Genomic DNA, 20,066 nt, shown 5'->3' with positions numbered 1-20,066 from the left:
GCTTCGGCTCAGATCTTGAGGAGGAGAACCATGGTGATCTCTGTCCGGGAGCGAAGCCCGGAGGTCGTGCCCCCTGGCGCGGTTGCGCCGTCGGCGGGGGAGAGTCCGGTCGTCGCGGAACTGCGGGGTAGCGACTTCCGGGCGAGGGAGGACTTGGGCCAGCACTTCCTGCGCTCTCCCGGGATCGCGTCGCGGCTGCTGGAGCTGGCGGGCCTGCGGGCCGGGGACGCGGTGCTGGAGGTGGGGGCGGGCCTGGGCACGTTGTCCGCCGCGGTCGCGCGGGCCGGGCACCGGATCTGGGCGGTGGAGAAGGACCCGCGGGTGGCCGAGGCGCTGTGCGCGGCGCTCGAACCGTACGGAGAGCGGGCCCGGCCGCTCCTGTCGGACGTCCGGGCGGTCGACCTCGACCGCGAGCTGCCCGTTGGCACGGTGTTCTTGTCGATCCTCCCGTTCGACTGGCCGCTGGCCTTCGGGATCGCCGCCCACGTGTTCGGCTCCACCGCCAAGGTCGCGCGCGGCCTGGCCGTGCTGCCCGCGGCCACGGCCGACCACACCGCCGCGGGGGACTGGTTCGGCGCCGGCCTGCGGCTGGAGGAGGTCGACGGGATCTCCCGCCACGACTTCTGGCCCCCGGCGGCCGTCCCGCTGCGCGTCGTGTCGATCACGAGGTGCTGAGCGTGGACAGGGGACTGGCCACCAACACCGTGACGGTGGCGGCGACGGGCTGCTTCCACTCTGCCGTGCCGGACGGCACGGGGATGCTGGCCGAGGTCCGGGCGCTGCGCGAGCAGGGCGCGCTGGTCGTGGACGTCGGCGACTTCTTCGGCGGCAGCGCCTTCCACGAGTACTCCCGGGGACGTACGGAGGAGCGGCTGCTCGCCGACCTGTACGACGCCGTGGTGCCCGGCAACCACGACCTGGCCGACCTGATGCGGTTGCACGAGCCCGAGCGGTTCCCGCCGGTGGTGTGCGCGAACCTGACCCCGCCGCCGGCCTTCGCCGGGCGGTGGGAGCGGGGGCTGCTGCTGGAGGCGGCCGGTCGGCGCATCGGGGTCGTGGGCGTGCTCGGGGCCCAGGCGTTCGGAGCGGTCCCGGTCGCCGAGCGGGACGGGTTCGTGTTCGAGGAGCCGACCCCGGCGCTGCTGGCTGCCGAGCGGGACCGGCTGCTGGAGGCGGGTGCCGAGGTGGTGGTCGGGCTGAGCCACAGCGGCTTCGAGGCGGACGTGGCGCTCCAGCTTGCCGACGGCCCGCTGGAGATCGTGGTGGCCGGGCACTGCCACAGCCCGACGGGCCACTGGGCGATCCCGCCGCGGTACGTCGTCAAGCCGCCCGAGTGCGGTACCGGCCTGCTGCGGATCGAACTCGGCCCGGCCGAGCCCTCGTTCAGCATGGAGTACACCGGAGGCCGCGAGGCTCCGCGCGGGCTGGTGCCGCCCTACGTACGGGAGGCGGTCGGCGCGTTCCGGGCATGGGGCAGCGCGGCGATCGGCGACCTGGCTGCGCCGGTGGACAACCGGCGCCGACTCGCCGAACTCGTTGCCGAGCGGTGTCGGCGCGCGGCGGGTGCCGACGCCTTCGTCCTCAACCTCGCCACCCTGCGCACCGGCCTGCCCCGGCACGTCGACCGGCAGGCGCTCGTGGCCGCCGCACCCTTCGACACCGCCCTGGTCGTCCTGGACGGCCCGCGCACCGCCGAGCAGGTCGCCGCCCTGGCCGAGGCCCTGGGGGAGAGCCCCGTCACCGCCGGGACGGCCAGCCGCCCCGGCACCGTCGCCACCACCGCCTACCTGGCCGAGCGCCTCGGACTGCCGGCCAGGGCGCTCGATTCGCCGCGCACCCTGCGCGGCCTGCTCACCGAACACGTCAAGGAGGCATCGTGACCGACCTGCTGCCGCTGCCCGCCGCCGGTTTCCTCGACGGCCCCACCGCGCCGCGCGCCTTCGCCGAGCACATCACCGGCGAAGGCGACGGGCGGGTGCTGGTCGCCTTCGACCCGGCCGACCACCGGCTCAACCAGGAACTCGCGCTCGGCCTGCTGTCCGCGCTGGGCCCCGTGCTGGCCGTCTACCCGGTCGACGGCTGCTGGAGCAGCCTCCAGGTGCGCACCGAGGCCGACCCGGGCCGCACCCACGGCACCGGGGAGAACCAGCTGCACGTCGACCTGGTCGACCGCGACCTCATCCCGCGCTACATCGCGCTGTACTGCGAGCGCGAGGACCCGGCGGGCGGCGGGGCCTCGGCCCTGGCCGACCTGTGGGCGGCCGCCGCCGAACTCGGCGACGCCGAACGGGCGCTGCTACAGCAGCCGGTCTTCTCCTACTGGACCGACCAGGGGGTGCACGGCGTCGGCGACCCGCTGGAGCGCTTCGCGGTCCTGCCTCAGGAGCTGGAGCCGGGTCTGCCGATCCGGTTCACCAGCAAGATGCGCCCGCACCTGCTGCGCGGCGAACTGCTGGAGGGCACCGACGCGGCCCGGCAGGAGACGGCCGCCGCGTTCGGTGCCCTCGCCGACGCGGCGCTGCGCCACCGCACCACGGTCCGGCTCCGCCCCGGGCAGTTGCTCGTCTTCGACCAGCTTCGCTGGGCCCACGGCCGGATGCCGCTCGGCGCAGGCCAGGAGGCGATCGAGCCCGGACGGCGGCGGCTGCTGCGGCAGACCTACGTGCAGGGCGGTGTGCGGTGATCCTCACCGGTCCCGCCATCGCTGCCGCGGTGCGGGCCGGCCAGATCACCATCGAGCCGTTCCTGCCGCAGTACACGAACCCGAACAGCCACGGCTACCGGCTCGGCGAGACGCTCAAGGTGTTCACCCGCACGCCCGTCGACCCGCGCACCAGCCCGCCGACCCGGACCATCACGATCCCGGCCCGCGGCTACCGGCTGAGGCCCGGCCGGGTCTACCTCGGCTCGACCGTGGAGCGCATCGGCTCCGACCGCTTCGTCACCAGCCTGATCGGCCGCTCCTCCGTCGGCCGCCTGGGGCTGTTCACCCAGATCTCCGCCGACCTCGCCCAGCTCGGCGCGGTCCACCGCTGGACGCTGGAGATCGTCGTCACCCAGCCGCTCCGGGTGTACGCGGGCATGGTCATCGGCCAGGTCTCCTTCTGGGACGCGGTCGGCGACCACATGCCCTACGGCGGGTACTACGGCACCCTCAGCGACCCCGCCCCGTTCGCTCCCCACGCCCTGGCCGGCAGCGCAGCCGTGCCCTTTCCGGAGGTGAGCGCCGCGTGATCCTCACCGGCCCCCAGATCGGAGCGGAGGTCGAGGAGGGGCGGATCACCATCAGCCCCTTCGACACCTCGCTCCTGAGCCCCAACTCCTACGACTTCCACCTCAGTTCGGACATCGGCTGGTACCGGCGGCGCTGGTGGGGCGGGCGCACCCTCGACTGCCGCCGGCCCAACCGGTTCACGCGCTCCACCATCCCCGAGGAGGGCATGGTCCTGCGCCCCGGCCGGATCTACCTCGCCTCCACCGCCGAGACGATCGGCTCCGAGCACTTCGTGCCGATCATCCGGGCCCGCTCCTCCACCGCCCGCACCGGGTTGTTCGTCCACTGCACCGCCGACCTGATCGACCTCGGCTCGCTCGGCCGCCTGACCCTGCAGCTCCACGCTGTGCAGCCCGTGCGCGTCTACCCGGGCCAGCGGATCGGCCAGGTGACCTTCTGGGTGCCCACCGGCCGCCGGGAGCTGTACCGCGGCAAGTACCAGGGCAGCACCCTGCCCGAGCCCTCGCAGATCTGGCGCGACTTCCGAGAGGAGGACTGCCGTGGTGCCGCCGCGTGAGCAGGTTGTCGCGGTGGTCGCGCACCCCGACGACGCCGAGCTGATGTGCTACGGCACCCTGCTCCGCTACCGGGAGCAGGGTGCGGCCGTCACCGTCGTCGTTGTCACCACCGGGGTCAACGGCGTCTCCCTCACCGACCGGGACCGAGGCGTCAGCCTCACTGGCCTGGAGCGGACGGACGAATCCGCGGCCTCCTACGCCGGCAGCGGCATCGACCTCGTCACCCTCGGCTTCACCGACGGCGCCCTGGTGCCCGACCGCGAACTGGTCTCCCGTATCGAGGTGGAACTCGCCCGCCTGGGCTGCACGGTCCTGATCACCCACAGCCTGCACGCCGGGCCTGACCACCAGGACCACCTCGCCGTCGCGCAGGCCGCCGTCAACGCTGCTACCCGGATCGGCACCTGCGCCACGATCCTGCACGGCCAGCCCCATGCCCCCAGGGGCGACTTCCGCCCCACCGTTCTGGTGGACATCACCGACCTGCTCCCCGACAAGGTCAAGGCCCTCGCCGCCCACCGCAGCCAGGCCGGCCGCTGGTACCTCGGCGAGGACTTCACCCGCCACCGCGCCGCCGAGGCCGCATGGAGCCTCGCCCCGGTCCGTGCCGCCGCCGGACGCTGCTTCGAGGCGTTCGAGACCTCCCTGATCACCCTGCTCGCCCCCGAGGAGGACCGGTGAACAACCGGCTCTACATCGAACAGCCGCCGTTCGCACCGTGGTTGGGATTCTGCGAGGCCCTGTTCGCGTGCTCCACCGTCGCTCTGTACGACAACGTCCAGTACGAGGACGGCGGCTTCCAGAACCGCAACCGGATCAAGACCCCGGACGGCGTGAAGTGGCTGACCGTCCCGGTGGTCAAGAACCACGGACAGCCGATCAAGGACGTGCGGATCGCCGACGCCTTCGACCCGAACAAGATCCTCCGGCAGGTGCGGCTCGCCTACGGCCGCAGCCGCCACCTGGACGAAGTACTGCAGGTCCTCGCCCCGGCGCTCGGCGCCGGGCACCGGTGGCTGCTCGACCTCAACCTCGACCTGGCCACGGGCCTGGTCGCCGCCCTCGGCGCGCCCGCCCGACTCACCCTCACCTCCCGGCTCCCGATCGAGCCGACGGCCGACCGCACCGGCCGGATCGTGCGCATCTGCCAGGCCGCCGGAGCCGACGAGCTGTGGGCCGGCTCCGGCACCCGCGGCTACCTCGACCCCGCCGACCTCGCCGCCGACGGCATCGCCGTCACCTGGAACGAGTACCTGCCCCGGCATCCGGTCTACGAGCAGGCGTGGCCCCAGCAGGGCTTCACGCCGAACCTGTCCGTCCTCGACACCGCCAGCGCGATCGGCTGGGCCGGCACCTCCGCCCTGCTGCGCACCGGCCTCACGACCTACCTCCACTCCCTCCAGCAGGAAGGACAACCCGCATGAGCACCGCCGCCCGGCCGCGGATCACCACCGGCATCGACCTGCCGCTGGCACCCTCCTGCGGCTCCATGATCTTCTGCTCCGACCTGTACCGGGAGATGGTCGACCGCGCCCGCACCACCTTCCTCGCGCTCCCGCCCGCCGACCCCGCCTGGCAGCACGGCTTCGAGGAGACCGTGCTCGCCGCGGCCACCAAGGCCCCCTACGGCCCCGGCTTCGCCGCCTACGTCGACGCCCTGACCGCCGAGGTCCGCCAGCACCTCGACCGGGCCCGCCCGCACGTCATCCACGCCCAGCACCTCGGCTTCGGACTCTCCCTCGCCTTCGTGCGCGCCGCCCAGGGCACCCCGGTCGTCGCCATCGCCCACGGCACCGACGTCATCGCGGCCGACGCCGACCCGCTCGCCCGCGACGTCCTCACCGAGATCGTCGCGGGCGCGACCACCGTCGTCGCCCCCAACCACGCCCTCGCCGAGCGGATCGGCGACCTGACCGGCCACCGCTACCGCGACAAGATGGCCCTCGTCCCCTGGGGCATCCCCCTGGCCCGCGCAGCCCGCACCGTCCCGGCCACCCACACCGACACCCGCCCGCTGCGGCTGCTGCACGCTGGCCGCCTGGACGCCAACAAGTCCACCCGCACCGCCGTCGAGGCGATGGCGCTCACCGAACACCGGCACGAGCTGACCGTCATCGGCAGCGGCCCCGAGCAGGACACCCTCCAGCAGCAGGCCCGGGAACTCGGCCTCACCAGCCGCGTCCGCTTCGAGCCGTTCGCGCCCCGCGACGCCCTGTGGCAGCGCTTCGCCGACTTCGACGCCTTCGTGTTCACCACCTCCGGCCTGGAGGCGTTCGGCCTGGTCGCCATCGAGGCCCAGGCCCACGCCCTGCCCGTCATCTACTCCGACGTCGCCGGGATGACCCAGACCCTCGGCTCCGCCGGCCTGCCCTACACCCCCGGCGACGCCGCCGACCTCGCCCAGGTGATCGACAAACTCGCCGCCGACCGCACGCTGCGCGCCGAGCTGAGCACCGCGGGCCTGGCCAACGGCTCCTGCTACGGCATCGTCCACAGCGCCCACCGCCTCGACCAGATCACCCGCGACGCGATCGGAGCCGCCGCGTGAACACCGCACCGGCCCCGATCCGCACCTCCCGGCTGTTCCCCGCACCCCGCCCCCGCGCCACCGACCCCACCGCCCCGACGAAGGACCTGCTCGAACACCTCGGCCTCGTCGGCCGCACCGACACCACCGGCGTGCACACCCTGCTCCCGCTCGGCCTGCGCGTGCGCGACCGGCTCGACCGCATCACCCGGGACGCCTTCGAGCGCAACGGCTTCAACAGCCTCGCCCTGCCCACTCTCCAGAGCAGGACCCTGTGGGAAGAGTCCGGGCGGTGGGAGGTCTACACCGCCGAGGGCGCTCTGGTCACCACCCGCGTCGGCGGCGCCGACATGTGCCTCGCGCCGACCTCCGAGGAGATGGCCACCGCCACCGTCCGCTCCCACCTGCGCTCCCACCGCGACCTGCCGGTGCGCCTGGCCCTGAACACCACGAAGTTCCGCGACGAACTCTCGCCGCGCGGCGGCCTGATGCGCGGACGCGAGTTCACCATGGCCGACGCCTACACCTTCGACCCCAACCGCGCGGGCATGCTGGAGTCGGTCCGCCTGCTCAACAGGGCCTGCACCGACGCCCTCACCGGCATCGGCCTGCACGGCGTCTTCCAGGCCCCCGCCGACGGCGGAGCCATCTCCGCCGGCCCCACCACCGAACACCTCGTCCTCGCCGACTTCGGCCAGAGCAGCATCCTCGCCTGCGACCACTGCGGCCACCGCGGCGACGGCACCGTCCTGACCGCCGCCTTCCCCCGCACCGCCCCCCGCAGCGAGCCCGTCGTCAACGTCATCGTCTTCGCCGTCACCGGCCCGGACAGCGCCACCCGGCCTACCGCGGTCTGCATCCGCTCCGACCTGACCATCAGCGTCCGCAAGCTCACCGCCGCCCTCGGCCCCGGCCACCACGTCGAACTCCTCGACCCCGAGCAACTGCCCGCCCTGCTCGGGAAAGCCGCCGGCACCCTCACCCCCTGGGACTGCGCCGGAATCGACATCCTCCACGACCGCTCCGTCACCCACCTGGAGCGCTTCACCATCGCCGACGGCCCCGACAGTCTGCGCACTGGAGCATCGTGGACCGGCGCCACCGGCCTCGCGCCGCTCGCCCTCTACCCCGCCGACGTCCACACCGCCGCCGACGGCCTCCACTGCGGGCGCTGCCCCGACGGCCGCTACTTGGCGACCGAAGCCGTCGAGGTCGCGCACGTCTTCGAACTCGGAACCCAGTACTCCGGCAAGATGCGCCTGACCTTCACCGACGACAACGGCATCCAGCGCACCCCCTACATGGGCTGCTCCGGCATCGGCCTCACCCGCTGCATCCAGACCCTGGCCGGCATCCACCGGGACGCCGACGGCCTGCGCTGGAAGCCCGGCACCGGCCCCGCCGACGTCCACCTCGTCGTCCTGCGCTCCGACCAGGCCGAGCAGCAGGAACGCACCGACCGCACCGTCCGCCGGCTCCAGCAGCTCGGACTGCGTCTGCTCATCGACGACCGGCCCCTGCCCGCCGGGGAGAAGTTCCACTACGCCCAGGCGCTCGGCGTTCCCACCGCCCTCGTGCTCTCCCCCCAGCGCGCCGACGGGGAGCTGGAGGCTATCGACCGCTGGACCGGCCGCCGCAGCACCATCACCTCCGACCAGCTCCACACCCTGCTGAGGAGCGCCGCCTGACCTGACCGCCGACCACGGAGATTCCGGCACTGGAAAAGAAAGGCCCAGTGCCGGAATTGCCATGCCGAAATTCGGTTGAAATGGCTTGGCGATTGGGTATTGACGGCCCTTTCGGGAATGCGCTAGCGTTGCTTTCATTGCGGGCTGGAGCTCAACGGATAGAGCATGGCATAAGTGTTGCCAAGGAGCTGGTTCGAATCCAGCCAGCCCGACCACTGCCCCGCTGCCGCCGTCCGGCGGCCGAAGATGCGCTGCCCCGGGCCTGCCTGCTGGCCCGGGGCAGTAGGGTTTCCCGGCCCGCCGCCCCCGCTCCGGGGATGTCAATTAATCCTGGAAAGGCGGCGGATGGATTTCTCGAAGCGGGCCTGACTTTCCGGGGAACCTGCTACGCTCCACCGCGTGAATCGGAAAATTGGAATCACCGGCGGTGCGAGCGCCGGTCACGTCGTTCCCGCCCTGGCCGTGGCCGCTGAACTGGTGCGCGCAGAATGCGAACTCGTGTATTTCGGCCGAGCCGGAAGCATCGAAGCGGACCTCGCGGCGAAGGCCGGCATCCGGCTCGCGGCCGTCCCCTCGGCGGGCCTGCAGCGCTTCCGCTCCTGGAGCAACCTCGCCATGCCGCTCACCGTCGCCCGTGGGATCTTCGCCGCCTGGCGGGCGATGCGGCGCGAGAGGCCCGACGTCGTCTTCTCCAAGGGCAGCTACGTGTCGGTGCCGGTGGGGATCGCCGCGTGGCTCACCCGCATCCCCCTGGTCATCCACGAGTCCGACCACACCCTCGGCCTGGCCAACCGCATCCTCGCTCGCTTCGCCACCACCGTCTTCCTCGCCGAGGACACCCCCGGCCTGCCCCGGTGGCTCAGCCGCAAGACGGTGGTCACCGGCCTGCCCCTGCGCGACGACCTCGCCGACGGCCGACCCGAGGACTTCCGCGCCCGCCTCGGCATCCCGGCCGGGCCGCCGGCGCTGCTCGTCTTCTGCGGCAGCAGCGGCTCCCAGCGCGTCAACGAGGCCGTGCGCCGCCAACTCGGCGGCCTGACCCGGCACTTCTCCGTCATCCACATCTGCGGTCGCGGCAACCTCGACCCCGCCCTGGCTTCCGCGCCCGGCTACTGGCAGCAGGAGTACCTGCACGACGACATGGTCGACGCCCTCACGCTCGCCGACCTCGTCATCGGCCGGGCCGGAGCGACCACGCTGGCCGAGCTGCACGCGCTGGCCAAGCCCGCCGTCCTCGTCCCGCTGCCGGCATCGGTCAGCCGCGGCGACCAGCTCGACAACGCGAAGGCGTACGCCCGGCACGCCACCTGTCTCGTCGTCGCCGACGAGGAGATGGCCGACGGGACGCCGCTCCTTCACGCCTGCGAGCAGCTGCTGCCCGCGCTCGGCGGCAACCGCTGCCGCCCCGACCCCGAGGCCGTTCGCCGTACCGCCCGGGACATCGCCGCCCGGACGATCGCCCTCGCCCGCCCGCGCGGCCGGCACGCCGGCTGAACCGCCCCGGACTCAGGCCAGGCCCTCCGGAAGGTCGCCTCGGAACAGCACGTGCACGTGCAGGTGCTTCGACTCCTGGTACACGCCCTCGTTCGTCACCACGCACGCCGCTCCGTACTCCTCGCGCACCCGCGCCGCGACCGTCCGCACCACCCGGAAGACGTCGGCCAGGTCCTCCTCGGTCCCGTCGCCCAGGTTCACCAGCGACGGGATGTGCTTCTTCGGGACGACCACGATGTGCACCGGGTAGGACGGCCGGGTGTGCTCGAACGCCAGCACCGTGCCGGTCTCCTCCACCACCTTCACCGGCGTACGGCCGTTCAGGGCTTCGTCACAGTAGAAGTCCGAAACCTTCGGGGCCTGGGGCGCTGAAGTCGTCACGGTGCACCTGTCCTTGGTGCCGCGGCCAGCCCGAGCAGGGAGCGCCGGAGAAGCCGCAGACGTAGAAGTTGACCAACAGGCGAATCAGCGTAGCTTCGACCGCGGGCGTGTAATCAACTTCCTTGATTCTCGCGATGATCCGACTAGTTCTTCATGTTGCCTGATGTCTTTCAAGGGACATGCAAAGAGCCCTCCCCTAGTAGGGGGAAGGCTTCACTTTCGCCCGGGGAGGCCAGAGCGGGACACGTGGCTTCTATCTGGGCAGTTCGGATCCGGCGTCCATCGGAGGGGTGACCCCCGTCAACTCTTCATTCCTATGGTCGAGCAGGCCCGCGAGCTCTGGGTACCAGTTGCGTGCGAGGGCCTGGAGCATCTCGGCGAGGGCGGTCAGCTGCGACCCGCTCAAGTGGCCATGGATGAAGTGAACCCGTGTGAGGACAGCCCCTGCCCTCACACGGGAACCTCGTTGGCTGCTCGCTTCACACTGCCGCGGCGAGCAGGGTGCCCTCGTCGAGAGCGTCCAGGAGCGCGGTCTTGATCTGCGGGGGCATCAGGTTCAGTGCACCGATCGCGTCGGCGGTGAGGGGGACTTCTTCGAGGAGGTACTCGCCGCGGTCGTCGCGGGAGAACTCCGGCCCGCTGCGGTCGTCGAAGTTCCAGGCGGTGACGCGGGCGGTGTAGAAGTGCTCGGTCTCGCCACGGTCGTTCTCGAACTGGTGGAAGGGGCTCAGGCCGGTGGCTTCGCCGGCGATCTCCTCGCGGATCTCGCGGAGCAGGGCGGCTTCCAGGTCCGAGTCCTCGTTTTCGACGCCGCCGCCGACGAGGACCTGGTAGGGGTCGATGCCGGGGCGGATGCGGTTGATGACGAGCATGGTGGTGTGGTCGGTGAGCAGGATGGCGCGGACGCGTTCCTTCATGGGTGGTCTCCGTGGTGGTGGTCGGTCAGGGGTCAGTGGGGCATCCAGCCGCCGTCGATGTGCAACGAGGTGGCGGTGATGAAGGATGCGGCCGGGCTGGCGAGGAAGGCGATGGCGGCGGCGACGTCGTCGGGCTGGCCCCGGCGGGGGACGCTCTGCCGGGCGATCTGGTCCTCGGGCCGGGCGCGGTGGTGCGCGGGGAGGTTGTTCTCTGCGTCGACCTGGATCGCCCCCGGGAGGACAGTGTTCACGGTGATGCCGTGCGGGCCAAGTTCCCTGGCCAGGGAGGCGGTGAGGCCGAGGAGTCCGGCCTTGGCGGTGCTGTAGGCGGTCAGGCACGCCCGTCCGGTGCGGGCGTTGACGGAGGAGACGTTGACGATCCGCCCCCAGCCCCGGGCGGTCATGGAGGGGGTGACGGCCCGGCAGGTGCGGTAGTGGGCGGTGAGGTTGATCTCCAGCGCAGCGGCCCAGGCGGCTTCGCCGGTGTCCGTCCAGGACAGGCGCGGGTAGGCGCCGGCGTTGTTGACGAGGATGTCGACCGGGCCGAGTTCGTTGCGGATCTGGGCGGCCATCATGGCGGCGGCGTCGGGGTCGGTGAGGTCGGCGCTGAGTTCGATGCCGTCGGCTCCGGCGCGGCGCACGGCGTCCAGGACGGTGCGTGCCTGTCCGATCTGGCCGAAGTGCGCGACGGCGACAGCGGCTCCGGCCGCGGCGAGGGCGCGGGCGGTGGCGGCTCCGATGCCGGTGGCCGCGCCGGTGACCAGTGCGGTGCGGCCTTGCAGGGGGCGGGCGGCGAGCGGCAGTTCGGTGGCGAGGAGGGTCACGATCGCTCCAGCAGGGAGGGGGCGGGCAGCGGGTCGGTGCGGGTGAACTGGTCGGCGGCGGTCTGGATTTCGGCGAGCTTGGCCAGGACGAGCAGCAGTTCGTCGGTGCCAAGTCGCCCGGGCGGGATCACACCGAGGATCCGGGTGGTCAGGAACGGGCGCAGGGCTTCGAGTTCGCGGCCGGTGGGGAGTCCAGCGGCGGCTCCGAGGTCGCCGGCCAGGCGGGTCAGGAGGCGGGTGAGGGCGGCGCGGCGGCCGGGGCCGGTTGGCCAGGTGTAGTCGATGTCGAGGTGGCGGTGGCGGGTGGAGACCTCGGTGTGCCGAATGCGTGGAGTGGCGGCCGGGGGCAGGTGCAGGCGCAGGGTGCGGACGTAGGTGTCGCGCTGGTGGAGCGGGACGAGCCAGCCGCCGAGGGCCAGCAGGTACCACAGCAGGTTGGAGATCTCCCCGGCCACGGTGTTGCGGCCGGCGTACTCGAAGTCGAGCCAGCACGCCCCGCCAGCGGCGGAGTCGGCGATGTTGGGTTCGGTGGGGTCGCCCTGGGTGAGGGCAGTACTCCAGCGTCCGGCCGGATCGAGTCCAGTGCGGGCGGAGCGGATCGCGGCGGGCACCTCCAGGGACAGGCGGGTGCCGTTGGCAGTGACGGTGTACCCGGCCAGGTCGCGCACGGCGACCAGGCCGGGGCCGTCCGCGGTGGCCAGGACGAAGGTGTCGTCGAGCCACCAGGTGTCGATGCGGCCGCCAGGGCGGATGCGGTCGGCGTACAGGCCGGGGACGCACTCGGCGAGGGCGGCAGTGCGCCCGCTGGTGGCCACCGCGGCGACCAGGTCGTCGCAGACGGCGTCGACCAGGGCGGTGACCGCGCCGACCGTGGTCGGGTCGTCGTCGGCAGCCGAGATGAGGTCGCCGAGCAGGTGCCGGGCGCGACCGGAGGCGAACACGTCCTCGTACAGCAGCTCGTCCTGCGCCTGGTCGACGGGGACGCGCGCGTGCAGGAGCGGGGTCTGGAGGCGGCCGGAGAGCTGGCGCCAGCCGAACTCCTCCGCTATCGCCCCACCGCGGGGCATCCGCTTGCGGAACACCCGCTGCCCGGGGCTGTTCACGCCGCTTCCCGGGTGGCGGTCGGCATGGTCGCCGTCCACCGGCTGAGGACCAGCTGCGCGAGTTCGCACGCGGCGTCGCGGTTGTCGCGGGCCCGCGCGGGCAGGGGCGCCTCGGTGCCAGTGAAGACAGCGAGGTCGGCCAGGGCCTCCTCGTCTCCGGCCCGTTCCACGCCTTCGAAGCGCAGCAGCACCTTGGCGAGCAGCGCGGTGATCTTGTAGAGGGCCCGCAGGTCGGGTGCGCCCTTGAGGAGTTGGCGGCGGATTTCGACGGCGGCCTGGATGCCGGCCTTCACGCTCGCGGCGATGTCGTCGGCGGGCCGGGGAGCGGGCAGCAGCAGTCCGGGCCGCACCCACTGGGGTTGGAGGGTGCCGGAGCCGAGCAGGGCGAGCACGTGCAGCAGGCGGGAGGTGACCGCGCCCGCTTGGCACTCGGCGAGGGACAGGACGGTCAGGCCCAGCTTCACCTGCCCGAGTTCGCCCTGCACGCCTTCCAGGACCTGGTGCAGAAGCTGGGTGCGGTCGGGGTCGGCGATCACGAACACGTCCAGGTCGGACCAGCCGTGCTGGTACTTGCCGCGGGCGCCGCTGCCGGTGACGGCCAGCAGGTCGATCAGCGGCTCGCTGCCGTCGGTGGCGCGTTCCAGCAGCACCGTCAGGAACGCCTCCAGCGGCACCGGCAGGCCGAGCGTGTTCACCGGCGCGGCGACCGGGGCGACTGTCGGCCAGGCGGCGTCCAGGGCGAGGCGGTCGAGGTGGCGCTCCAGGGCGAGCCGGGAGCCGTTGTTGTCGATCACCGTGTCGGCGATCTCCCGGATCCGCTCCGCGCCACGGGCACGCTTGACCTCGTCGCGGACCTTGACGTCGTCGGCTCCGGCCGTGCCTCGGCGCATCCGCAGCTCCTCCGTCGCCTCCACATAGACGACGGTCAGCTGATCGCCGAGCATCCGGCGCAGTTCGGCGGTGGCGTCGTGCTCGTGCAGGGACTCGACGGTCAGGTGCTCCAGGTAGTGGTGCGCGGCGGTGTAGCGGTCGAGGCCGTCCAGCAGCAGTTCGGCGCGCACCACCGGTGCCAGCGCGTAGGGGTCGGGGATGTCGGCGTGGGCGGCGGCCGTCTCGATCAGGTGGCCGATCTTGAGGCGGTCGTGGCCGTGGCGGGTGCGCAGGTACTCCCCGGCGGTGCTCTTGCCGCTCTCCGAGAGGCCGCCGAGCGCGACCACCCCGACACCGGGCAGGCACCGCGCGGGCACCACGGGGTGGTGCGGGTGCAGCAGACGGCGCAGCTCGTCCTGGACGGCGACGACCGGCCGCCCGGCCACCACGACCACCGCGTCGAACCGGCCGGCGGCGGCCAGGCGGTGGATCTGCAGGTGCAGGTGGCGCTGGTAGGCGGCGTAGGTGTCGGTGACGCTCGCCTCGTGGGACAGGCTCAGGCGGGTGCCGACCTCCGGGTCCTCGTCGTGCAGCAGCAGGACGCCGCGTTCGCGCGCCTCGGCGGCGAGCACGTCGTCGGCGAACGGTGCCAGCAACTGCCAGGCCCGGTCGGCGGCCCGCCGCGGGTCCAGGTCCTCACGGACCGCGGCGGTCGCGGCGAGCGACGCCTCCAGCATCGGCAGGCCCCGGTCCACCAGCCGCAGCGCCGCACCCTCGGCGAGCGGGTGGAGGGAACGGGCGAGGTAGGAGGAGGCGAGGACGTCGGCGACCTCCTCCACCGGCGCGTCCTGCCACCACCACGCGCCCATCCCGCGCTCCACGATCCGCTCCCAGCGCGCGTCGTGGGCGTCCAGCGGTCCGGCCGACGCGGCCATCGCGCCGAGGCGGCGGGCCATGATGCCCAACTGCTTGGTCTTGCCCGTGTTGTCCGCGCCGCTGACCGCGACCGTCGTCCTGTCGTCCACCCCGAACCTCCGCACGGCACTCGTCGACCCCGGGCCGGTTCGGGCCCGGAGGAGCGAGTACAGCCCAACCGTGCTGGGGCATAAAAGGGTTCGGCCGTCATGGAGGCGTCATGGAACCTGCCGCGTTTCGCCCCGTACGCACCCGGTGCGGTGCTGAGATGGTTGGGTGGACGTGCAGCAGCACCAGCACCCGATCGCCGTGGCCAGGGCCGAGGCGGGCATGTCGCTGGCCGACCTCGCGGCGGCGATGCGGACTGCCGCGCGCCGCCACGACCGCCGCTCCGGCACCACCAAGCAGCAGGTGCACTCCTGGGAGCGGCCCGGCGCGAATCCCCCGAGCGACTGGTCCCAGCAGCTGATGGCTGAAGCCTTCGGCGTCGACCCCGCCCTCGTCCCCCTCCTCGGCTGGCCCTACTGGCTGCCGGGCAACGAGACCCCTCCGATGCTCCTGGGAACGGGAGACACGGTCGCCGCCCTCAGAGAGGCTCAACGCCGCGCCATGCTCAACCGCCGTACTGTCCTCGGACTCGCCCCCGCCGTCCTCGTCACCCTCGCCGCTGACTGGGCCACCCTCGACCCCACCCTCGCCAAGGCCGCCACCGAGGGGAAGACCGTCGCGCCCGAGTTCGTCAGCTGGCTGGAGAGCAGCGTCCAGCAGCTCACTGGATTGGCGACCCCGGACTGGCGCCACACCGCTCAGCTCCTCGACAGCTACTACGACACCGTCGTGGGCCTCCTGGAAGGCGCCGCCTACACCGAGCCGGTCGGCACCCGCCTGCAACTCCTCGCTTCCTCGCTCGCCCAGACCCTCGGCTGGATCCGCTTCGACCACGAGCACCACACCGCCGCCGCCCACTACTGGAACGCCGCCCTGCACGCCGCCCACCACGCCGGCGACACCGACCGCGGCGCCGGGATCCTCTCCGACCTCGCCTACCAGAGCATGTGGCTCGGCCACGGCACCCCCGCCGCCGAAGTCCTCGACCACGCCCTGACCCGCACCCAGGATCCCACTGCCCGCTCCCTGCTGAGCCTGCGTAAGGCCCGCGCCCACGCGATGACCGGTGAAGCCCGCGCCGCCCGCCGCGCCATCGACGCCGCCGAACACTCGTTGAGCACCGCCACCGGCACGCCACCGTCCTGGTGTTCGTGGATGAGCCCCGCCGACCTGGCCATCGACACCGGCCGCTGTCTCATCGACCTCGGCGAACCCGGCCCCGCACACCAGCAGATCACCCTGGGCACCGGGCTGCTGCCGGCCAGCCGTGACAAGACCCGCGCGGTCTTCCTCACCTACGAGGCGGAGAGCCTGGCCCACCAGGGCGAGATCGACCACGCCGCTGCCACCGCCCGGCAAGCCCTCGCACTCGCCCAACGTATCGGTGCCACACGCTGCCTGCGGCAGATCACCACTCTCAGTGCCGTCTTCCAGCCTCACCGGCAGGTGCATGGCGTCGACGACTTCCTCAACGCCGTCAGATCCATTGCCTGACCAGCCAAGGTCGCGCTAACGCTCCTCGTCCCAGGGCTTACCACGTGACACGGTCCACGGGCGGTCGCCGGATGGGCTGGGGTGGCCGGCCGGTACCCGTTGTGGGGAGGATGCCGGACATGGACATCTTGGTGGTCGGCGGGGGCTGGTTTCTGGGTAAGGCCGTTGTCGAGGAGGCACTGGGCCGTGGCTGGGGCGTGACGACGTTCAACCGGGGGCGGTCAGGAGTGGCCTTTCCCGGTGTTCGACAGGTGCTCGGTGATCGGACGTCGGCTGAGGACTTGGCCCGGCTGGCTGAACAGGGGCCCTGGGACGCGGTGATCGACACGTCGGCCGCGTATCAGCCACCGAAGGTGGTGCTCGCGGGTACGAGAGCGCTGGAGGACGCCGCGGCCCGCTACGTCTACGTCTCGACGGTGTCGGTATATGCCGGATGGCCGGAACACCCGCTCAAGGTGGGCGATCCGTTGCTGGACGGCCCCGCTGATGCCGATAGCGAGTACGGGAAAAACCCCGAAGGCTGGCGAGGGCCCAACTTGCACTACGGAAGGCAGAAGGCCGGCGGCGAGCGGGCGGTGACCGAGGCGTTCGGCGCGGAGCGGTCCTGGCTGATTCGCCCCGGTGTGATCCTCGGGCCCAACGAGTACGTCGGCCGACTTCCCTGGTGGCTTCGGCGTGCAGGGCGCGGCGGGCAGATTCTGGCACCGGGGTCCGCGGACAAGGGCATCCAGCCGGTCGACGTTCGCGATGTCGCACGCTTTGCCGTCGACCTCGCCGCCCGGCCGGGGGGAGGTGTCTACAACGCCACCGCGCCGATCGGCCGGGACACGATGGGCAGCTTCCTGGAGGCTTGCCTCGCGGTGACGGGAGACCGCGGCGTCCTGCAGTGGGTGCCGGATGAGGTGCTGCTGGAGCAGGGCGTCCGCCAGTGGACGGAGGTGCCCCTGTGGCGGACGGGGAAGGGTGTCTGGCTGGTCGACTCCGAACCGGCGTACGCGGCCGGTTTCGTCTGCCGACCATTGGAGGAGACGGTGCGCGACACGTGGGAATGGCTCCGGCGCGGCAACAAGCCAGTCCCGCATCCGCGGGCAGCAGCTATCGGCATCGATGTCGACCGTGAACGAACAATCTTGGCGGCTGCCGGTTCCATCCACTGAGCAGCAATGGGTTGGGGCGGCCCAACGCTGGGCCGCCCCAACCCATTGCCGCTATGCCGCCCTACTCGATAGCCAACTGAGCCGAGGTGCAGCCGAGCTGCTTCGGCGCGGCAGCTCGGGTGTACTCCTCCAACCCCTCGCGGAGGGCAGCCGAGATCGGGGATGTGCGGACGGGTTCAGTAGTGAGCAGCCTGCCCACATGGACGACCCGCTCGACCAGGCCCTTGGTCCGCCGATCGGGTGCGATCGCCGTGATGGGCTTGAGGACTTCGGCAGCTTCTTCCACTTCGCTGCTGAGGAGCAGTGCCGCAGCGAGGTCCACCCGCGCCTCGGCATCAATCCGGGGCGACCTCTGCGCAGCAGGCAGTTCGGCTTGCATCTCCAGCACTCGCCGGGTGTGCTCCAGCGCGCGGGCACCATCGCGCAGTAGGACGAATGTGGTGCCGTGCGAACGGACGAGCCGGTCAGGGCCGTGGAGGAACTCGCCGGCCACGCCGTCGTGGAGATCGTCGTGTTCGACGGCGTCCGCATCGAAGAAGCGTTCGACTGCTGCTGTCGCCCTCTGGCGGTCACCGAGGTGGCCGTAGGCCCTGGCCTCGATCGCGGCGATGCGCGCCTGGCCGGCGGTACCGACACCGGAGAAGGACTTCGCCTGGCGGATGAAGCGGATCGCTTCGCTCGGACGGCCCTCCCAGTAGGCGAAGATGCCAAGCGATCCAACCGCGAAAGCGGCCAGCGGGGTGAAGCGGGTGGCTTCGGCGTAGATTCCGGCGGAACGAGCGAGCCGGTTGGCCTCGCCGATCGCGCCGACCCCGAACGCCGCCATGGCAAGCAGTGCGGTCGTCTGCCCGATCGCGATCAGCAGTTGCTGTCGCTGCGCGGGGATGTGGGTGCGGTCCAACAGCGTTTCAGCGTCCGTTCGGAGCTGTCGGCCTTCGCGGAACACCTCGAACGGTGAACGGTTGCTGTAGGTGCGAGCGAGTCGGCGAACGTCTTCTTCGACCTGATCGATGGACAGCTCGGAGAGGAAGACGGACGCAACGGAAGCGGCGTGTTCAGATGCTTCGCGTGCGGTCATCGCGATTTCTCTTTCGAGGACGTGCTGGGATGTGGCTGCCTGGACCTCATCAGATGGCGCGGCCAGGAGTTCGGAAATACTCCTTTTGAATATTTGCTGAATCGGCTGAGAGAAAGTAGAGCTGGGCCTCCTCACGTCTCCGGAAATCCAGCGCCCAAATGTCTTCCCTGACATTTCTACATCTCGAAATCTAGGGTCACCGGTTTCGCGTGCCAGCTTGTTTCCGGAATCCCGTAATTCTCTATTGAAGTCCGAGAGTTCCCAGCCCCGGTCTCGGATCAGGGCTCCCAGTAGCGTCCTGTCCGCCATGTCGCAGCCTCCGCCCCTCGGTCGACTTGGCCCGGCCGCCACTTGCACGCGGAGAGCCCAGATCTAGCAATACCCGACCGAAGGGTTCTCTGTGGAGCGAACTGACGAGATGACGCCTTGATGACGTGTCGCTGACTTCATGACCGCCAGATGACGCCTGGACGCTGTGGCGCTGACCTGTCCAAGGCGAGACAGTGAGTCGCCGATCACCGAACCGCAGTACGCGAAGTGGTCCGGGTAGTCCACCAGTCTGCTCAGCAGGCAGGGCTTCTAGCTGACCCCCGTCCCCTCTGCGCGAACCTTCGGTACGCAGGGTAGCGGGCGGCTGGAATAGACAGACTGTGAAGGGGGAACAGGTCATGCCAGCGTCCACCGTTGGTACCGCTCAGCTCGTACAGCACCCGGCCGGCCACGACGGCGAGTTACGGGCGGTGGTCGAGGACCTGGGGCGGGGCGGGTGGTTCTCGACGAGGGCTCTGCTCCACCGCACCTGGGGCGATCCGGGGTTGTGGGCGGCACGGACCCAGGTGATCGGCGTGGCCGCCGGCCACAACAACGTCCTCCACCTGTGGGAACGCGAGGAGCCCGGGGCCTTCGGGCTGATCTCGCTGGGCACCCGTGTCATGGTGGACCGTGCCGTGCTGGCCGGCCAGCAGCAGCCCGGCTCCCCCGAGGCCGCTGAACTCGCGGAGACGGCGCGGCAGTGGTGCTGGCAGGCGGCCTCTGTTCTCGACGGCGACCCCGTGCCGTGGCTCGGTCTGCTCACCCTCGCATCTCTCGACCCTAAGCAGTTCCGCTCGGAGCACCGGGTTCCGGCGCCCGACCAGATGCTGCCGCCGGGGCCGTGGGCGCTGTTCGGGCAGGCCCGCCGTATCGATCCGTGGGGCCGGGAGGTGTTCCACCGGATGCTACGCGTCTGGGCGGCCCGGGGGGAGGGCGGGACGGGGGCCGAGTTCCTGGCCGCCTACCTGCCCGGTGCCCCGGAGGGCTCTGCCCTCCACGCCCTGCCGCTGTACCTGCATGTCGATCGCTACCGGCGGGCGAAGAGCAAGAGCGCCGCTCTGCTGCAGTGGACGAACGACGAGAGCGTTCGCTCCGCGGTGATGGCCGCGTTCTCGCACTGGCGGCTGGCGTTCGAACGGGGTGCCCGGTGGCCGGTGGCGGATGAGAGCCATCTCGCCCACGCGCTCTGGGCGAGCCGCCGCCCCCGGGAAGCGGCCCAGGTGTTCACCGCGATGCACCCCTTCATCGCCCCTGAGCCCTGGGTGACTATGTCGCCGCCGGACCGGGCAGGCGAGCTGCTGCGGCAGGCCCAGGCCCAGTCGTACGCCGCCACCGGCTGACCCCCGCCAGCTGCGCTTTCCACCCGGCCGCCCCGCCGGGCCCAACCCCTCTTCTTTCCCATCTCC

The 20,066-nt window shown here is 71.7% G+C and carries 19 protein-coding genes and 1 tRNA gene; 14 read left to right on the top strand and 6 right to left on the bottom strand.

The features are described from left to right. The first annotated feature begins 30 nt into the window (after nucleotides 1-30). The 11 genes from OO57_RS23375 (at nucleotide 31) to OO57_RS23325 (ending at nucleotide 9,501) form a co-directional block, all read left to right on the top strand. Nucleotides 31-675, top strand: a complete 645-nt coding sequence (locus OO57_RS23375; protein WP_081973899.1) for an rRNA adenine N-6-methyltransferase family protein — start codon at nucleotides 31-33, stop codon at nucleotides 673-675. Nucleotides 676-677: 2 nt separating this feature from the next. After that, nucleotides 678-1,880, top strand: a complete 1,203-nt coding sequence (locus OO57_RS23370) for a metallophosphoesterase (protein WP_234337468.1) — start codon at nucleotides 678-680, stop codon at nucleotides 1,878-1,880. Beyond that, nucleotides 1,877-2,683 (top strand): TauD/TfdA family dioxygenase, encoded by an 807-nt coding sequence (locus OO57_RS23365; RefSeq protein ID WP_033254565.1) that lies wholly within the window; start codon nucleotides 1,877-1,879, stop codon nucleotides 2,681-2,683. The genes OO57_RS23370 and OO57_RS23365 overlap by 4 nt, the downstream gene beginning before the upstream one ends. Next, complete coding sequence (locus OO57_RS23360; RefSeq protein WP_033254564.1) at nucleotides 2,680-3,234, top strand: dCTP deaminase; 555 nt, start codon at nucleotides 2,680-2,682, stop codon at nucleotides 3,232-3,234. Before OO57_RS23365 ends, OO57_RS23360 begins: the two co-directional genes overlap by 4 nt. After that, entirely contained in the window at nucleotides 3,231-3,791 is a 561-nt protein-coding gene (locus tag OO57_RS23355) for a dCTP deaminase (RefSeq protein ID WP_033254563.1), read from the top strand. The genes OO57_RS23360 and OO57_RS23355 overlap by 4 nt, the downstream gene beginning before the upstream one ends. Beyond that, the gene (locus tag OO57_RS23350) at nucleotides 3,775-4,473 is read left to right on the top strand and encodes a PIG-L deacetylase family protein (protein WP_033254562.1); all 699 of its coding nucleotides are present in this window, start codon (nucleotides 3,775-3,777) and stop codon (nucleotides 4,471-4,473) included. Before OO57_RS23355 ends, OO57_RS23350 begins: the two co-directional genes overlap by 17 nt. Beyond that, complete coding sequence (locus OO57_RS23345; RefSeq protein WP_033254561.1) at nucleotides 4,470-5,216, top strand: WbqC family protein; 747 nt, start codon at nucleotides 4,470-4,472, stop codon at nucleotides 5,214-5,216. Before OO57_RS23350 ends, OO57_RS23345 begins: the two co-directional genes overlap by 4 nt. After that, entirely contained in the window at nucleotides 5,213-6,340 is a 1,128-nt protein-coding gene (locus OO57_RS23340) for a glycosyltransferase family 4 protein (RefSeq protein WP_033254560.1), read from the top strand. Before OO57_RS23345 ends, OO57_RS23340 begins: the two co-directional genes overlap by 4 nt. Then, on the top strand, nucleotides 6,337-8,007 hold the full coding sequence (locus tag OO57_RS23335; protein ID WP_033254559.1) for a proline--tRNA ligase: 1,671 nt from the start codon (nucleotides 6,337-6,339) through the stop codon (nucleotides 8,005-8,007). Before OO57_RS23340 ends, OO57_RS23335 begins: the two co-directional genes overlap by 4 nt. Before the next feature lie 140 nt (nucleotides 8,008-8,147). Further along, a tRNA-Thr gene (locus OO57_RS23330) sits at nucleotides 8,148-8,222 on the top strand. Nucleotides 8,223-8,406: 184 nt separating this feature from the next. Continuing rightward, nucleotides 8,407-9,501 carry a UDP-N-acetylglucosamine--N-acetylmuramyl-(pentapeptide) pyrophosphoryl-undecaprenol N-acetylglucosamine transferase gene (locus OO57_RS23325; protein ID WP_033254558.1) on the top strand — a complete coding sequence of 365 codons (1,095 nt, stop codon included), beginning with the start codon at nucleotides 8,407-8,409 and terminating at the stop codon, nucleotides 9,499-9,501. Nucleotides 9,502-9,513: 12 nt separating this feature from the next. On the opposite strand, the gene OO57_RS23320 is transcribed toward OO57_RS23325, so the two are convergent. The 5 genes from OO57_RS23320 to OO57_RS23295 form a co-directional block, all read right to left on the bottom strand. Further along, nucleotides 9,514-9,882, bottom strand: a complete 369-nt coding sequence (locus tag OO57_RS23320) for an HIT domain-containing protein (protein WP_051778133.1) — start codon at nucleotides 9,880-9,882, stop codon at nucleotides 9,514-9,516. Between the two features lie 479 nt (nucleotides 9,883-10,361). Continuing rightward, on the bottom strand, nucleotides 10,362-10,799 hold the full coding sequence (locus tag OO57_RS23310) for an NUDIX domain-containing protein (protein ID WP_033254556.1): 438 nt from the start codon (nucleotides 10,797-10,799) through the stop codon (nucleotides 10,362-10,364). Nucleotides 10,800-10,831: 32 nt separating this feature from the next. Continuing rightward, entirely contained in the window at nucleotides 10,832-11,623 is a 792-nt protein-coding gene (locus OO57_RS23305; protein WP_051778132.1) for an SDR family NAD(P)-dependent oxidoreductase, read from the bottom strand. Next, complete coding sequence (locus OO57_RS23300) at nucleotides 11,620-12,726, bottom strand: hypothetical protein (protein WP_033254587.1); 1,107 nt, start codon at nucleotides 12,724-12,726, stop codon at nucleotides 11,620-11,622. The genes OO57_RS23305 and OO57_RS23300 overlap by 4 nt, the downstream gene beginning before the upstream one ends. Then, nucleotides 12,723-14,621 carry a nucleotidyltransferase domain-containing protein gene (locus tag OO57_RS23295; RefSeq protein ID WP_234337467.1) on the bottom strand — a complete coding sequence of 633 codons (1,899 nt, stop codon included), beginning with the start codon at nucleotides 14,619-14,621 and terminating at the stop codon, nucleotides 12,723-12,725. The genes OO57_RS23300 and OO57_RS23295 overlap by 4 nt, the downstream gene beginning before the upstream one ends. Nucleotides 14,622-14,787: 166 nt before the next feature. Here OO57_RS23295 and OO57_RS23290 point away from each other — a divergent pair, with 166 nt between their 5' ends. Both OO57_RS23290 and OO57_RS23285 read left to right on the top strand, forming a co-directional pair. Further along, on the top strand, nucleotides 14,788-16,113 hold the full coding sequence (locus tag OO57_RS23290; RefSeq protein WP_081973898.1) for a helix-turn-helix domain-containing protein: 1,326 nt from the start codon (nucleotides 14,788-14,790) through the stop codon (nucleotides 16,111-16,113). Between the two features lie 119 nt (nucleotides 16,114-16,232). Continuing rightward, nucleotides 16,233-17,270 (top strand): NAD-dependent epimerase/dehydratase family protein, encoded by a 1,038-nt coding sequence (locus tag OO57_RS23285; RefSeq protein ID WP_081973897.1) that lies wholly within the window; start codon nucleotides 16,233-16,235, stop codon nucleotides 17,268-17,270. 61 nt (nucleotides 17,271-17,331) lie between these two features. Here OO57_RS23285 and OO57_RS23280 read toward each other — a convergent pair whose 3' ends face one another. Beyond that, the gene (locus OO57_RS23280; protein WP_051778131.1) at nucleotides 17,332-18,348 is read right to left on the bottom strand and encodes a hypothetical protein; all 1,017 of its coding nucleotides are present in this window, start codon (nucleotides 18,346-18,348) and stop codon (nucleotides 17,332-17,334) included. Nucleotides 18,349-19,016: 668 nt separating this feature from the next. Here OO57_RS23280 and OO57_RS23275 point away from each other — a divergent pair. Further along, complete coding sequence (locus OO57_RS23275) at nucleotides 19,017-20,000, top strand: hypothetical protein (protein WP_033254582.1); 984 nt, start codon at nucleotides 19,017-19,019, stop codon at nucleotides 19,998-20,000. Nucleotides 20,001-20,066 lie beyond the last annotated feature (66 nt).

Origin of the sequence: Kitasatospora phosalacinea (assembly GCF_000717185.1) — a bacterium.
GTDB classification, from domain to species: Bacteria; Actinomycetota; Actinomycetes; order Streptomycetales; family Streptomycetaceae; genus Kitasatospora; species Kitasatospora phosalacinea_A.
This window is presented reverse-complemented; position numbering and strand designations above follow the sequence as displayed.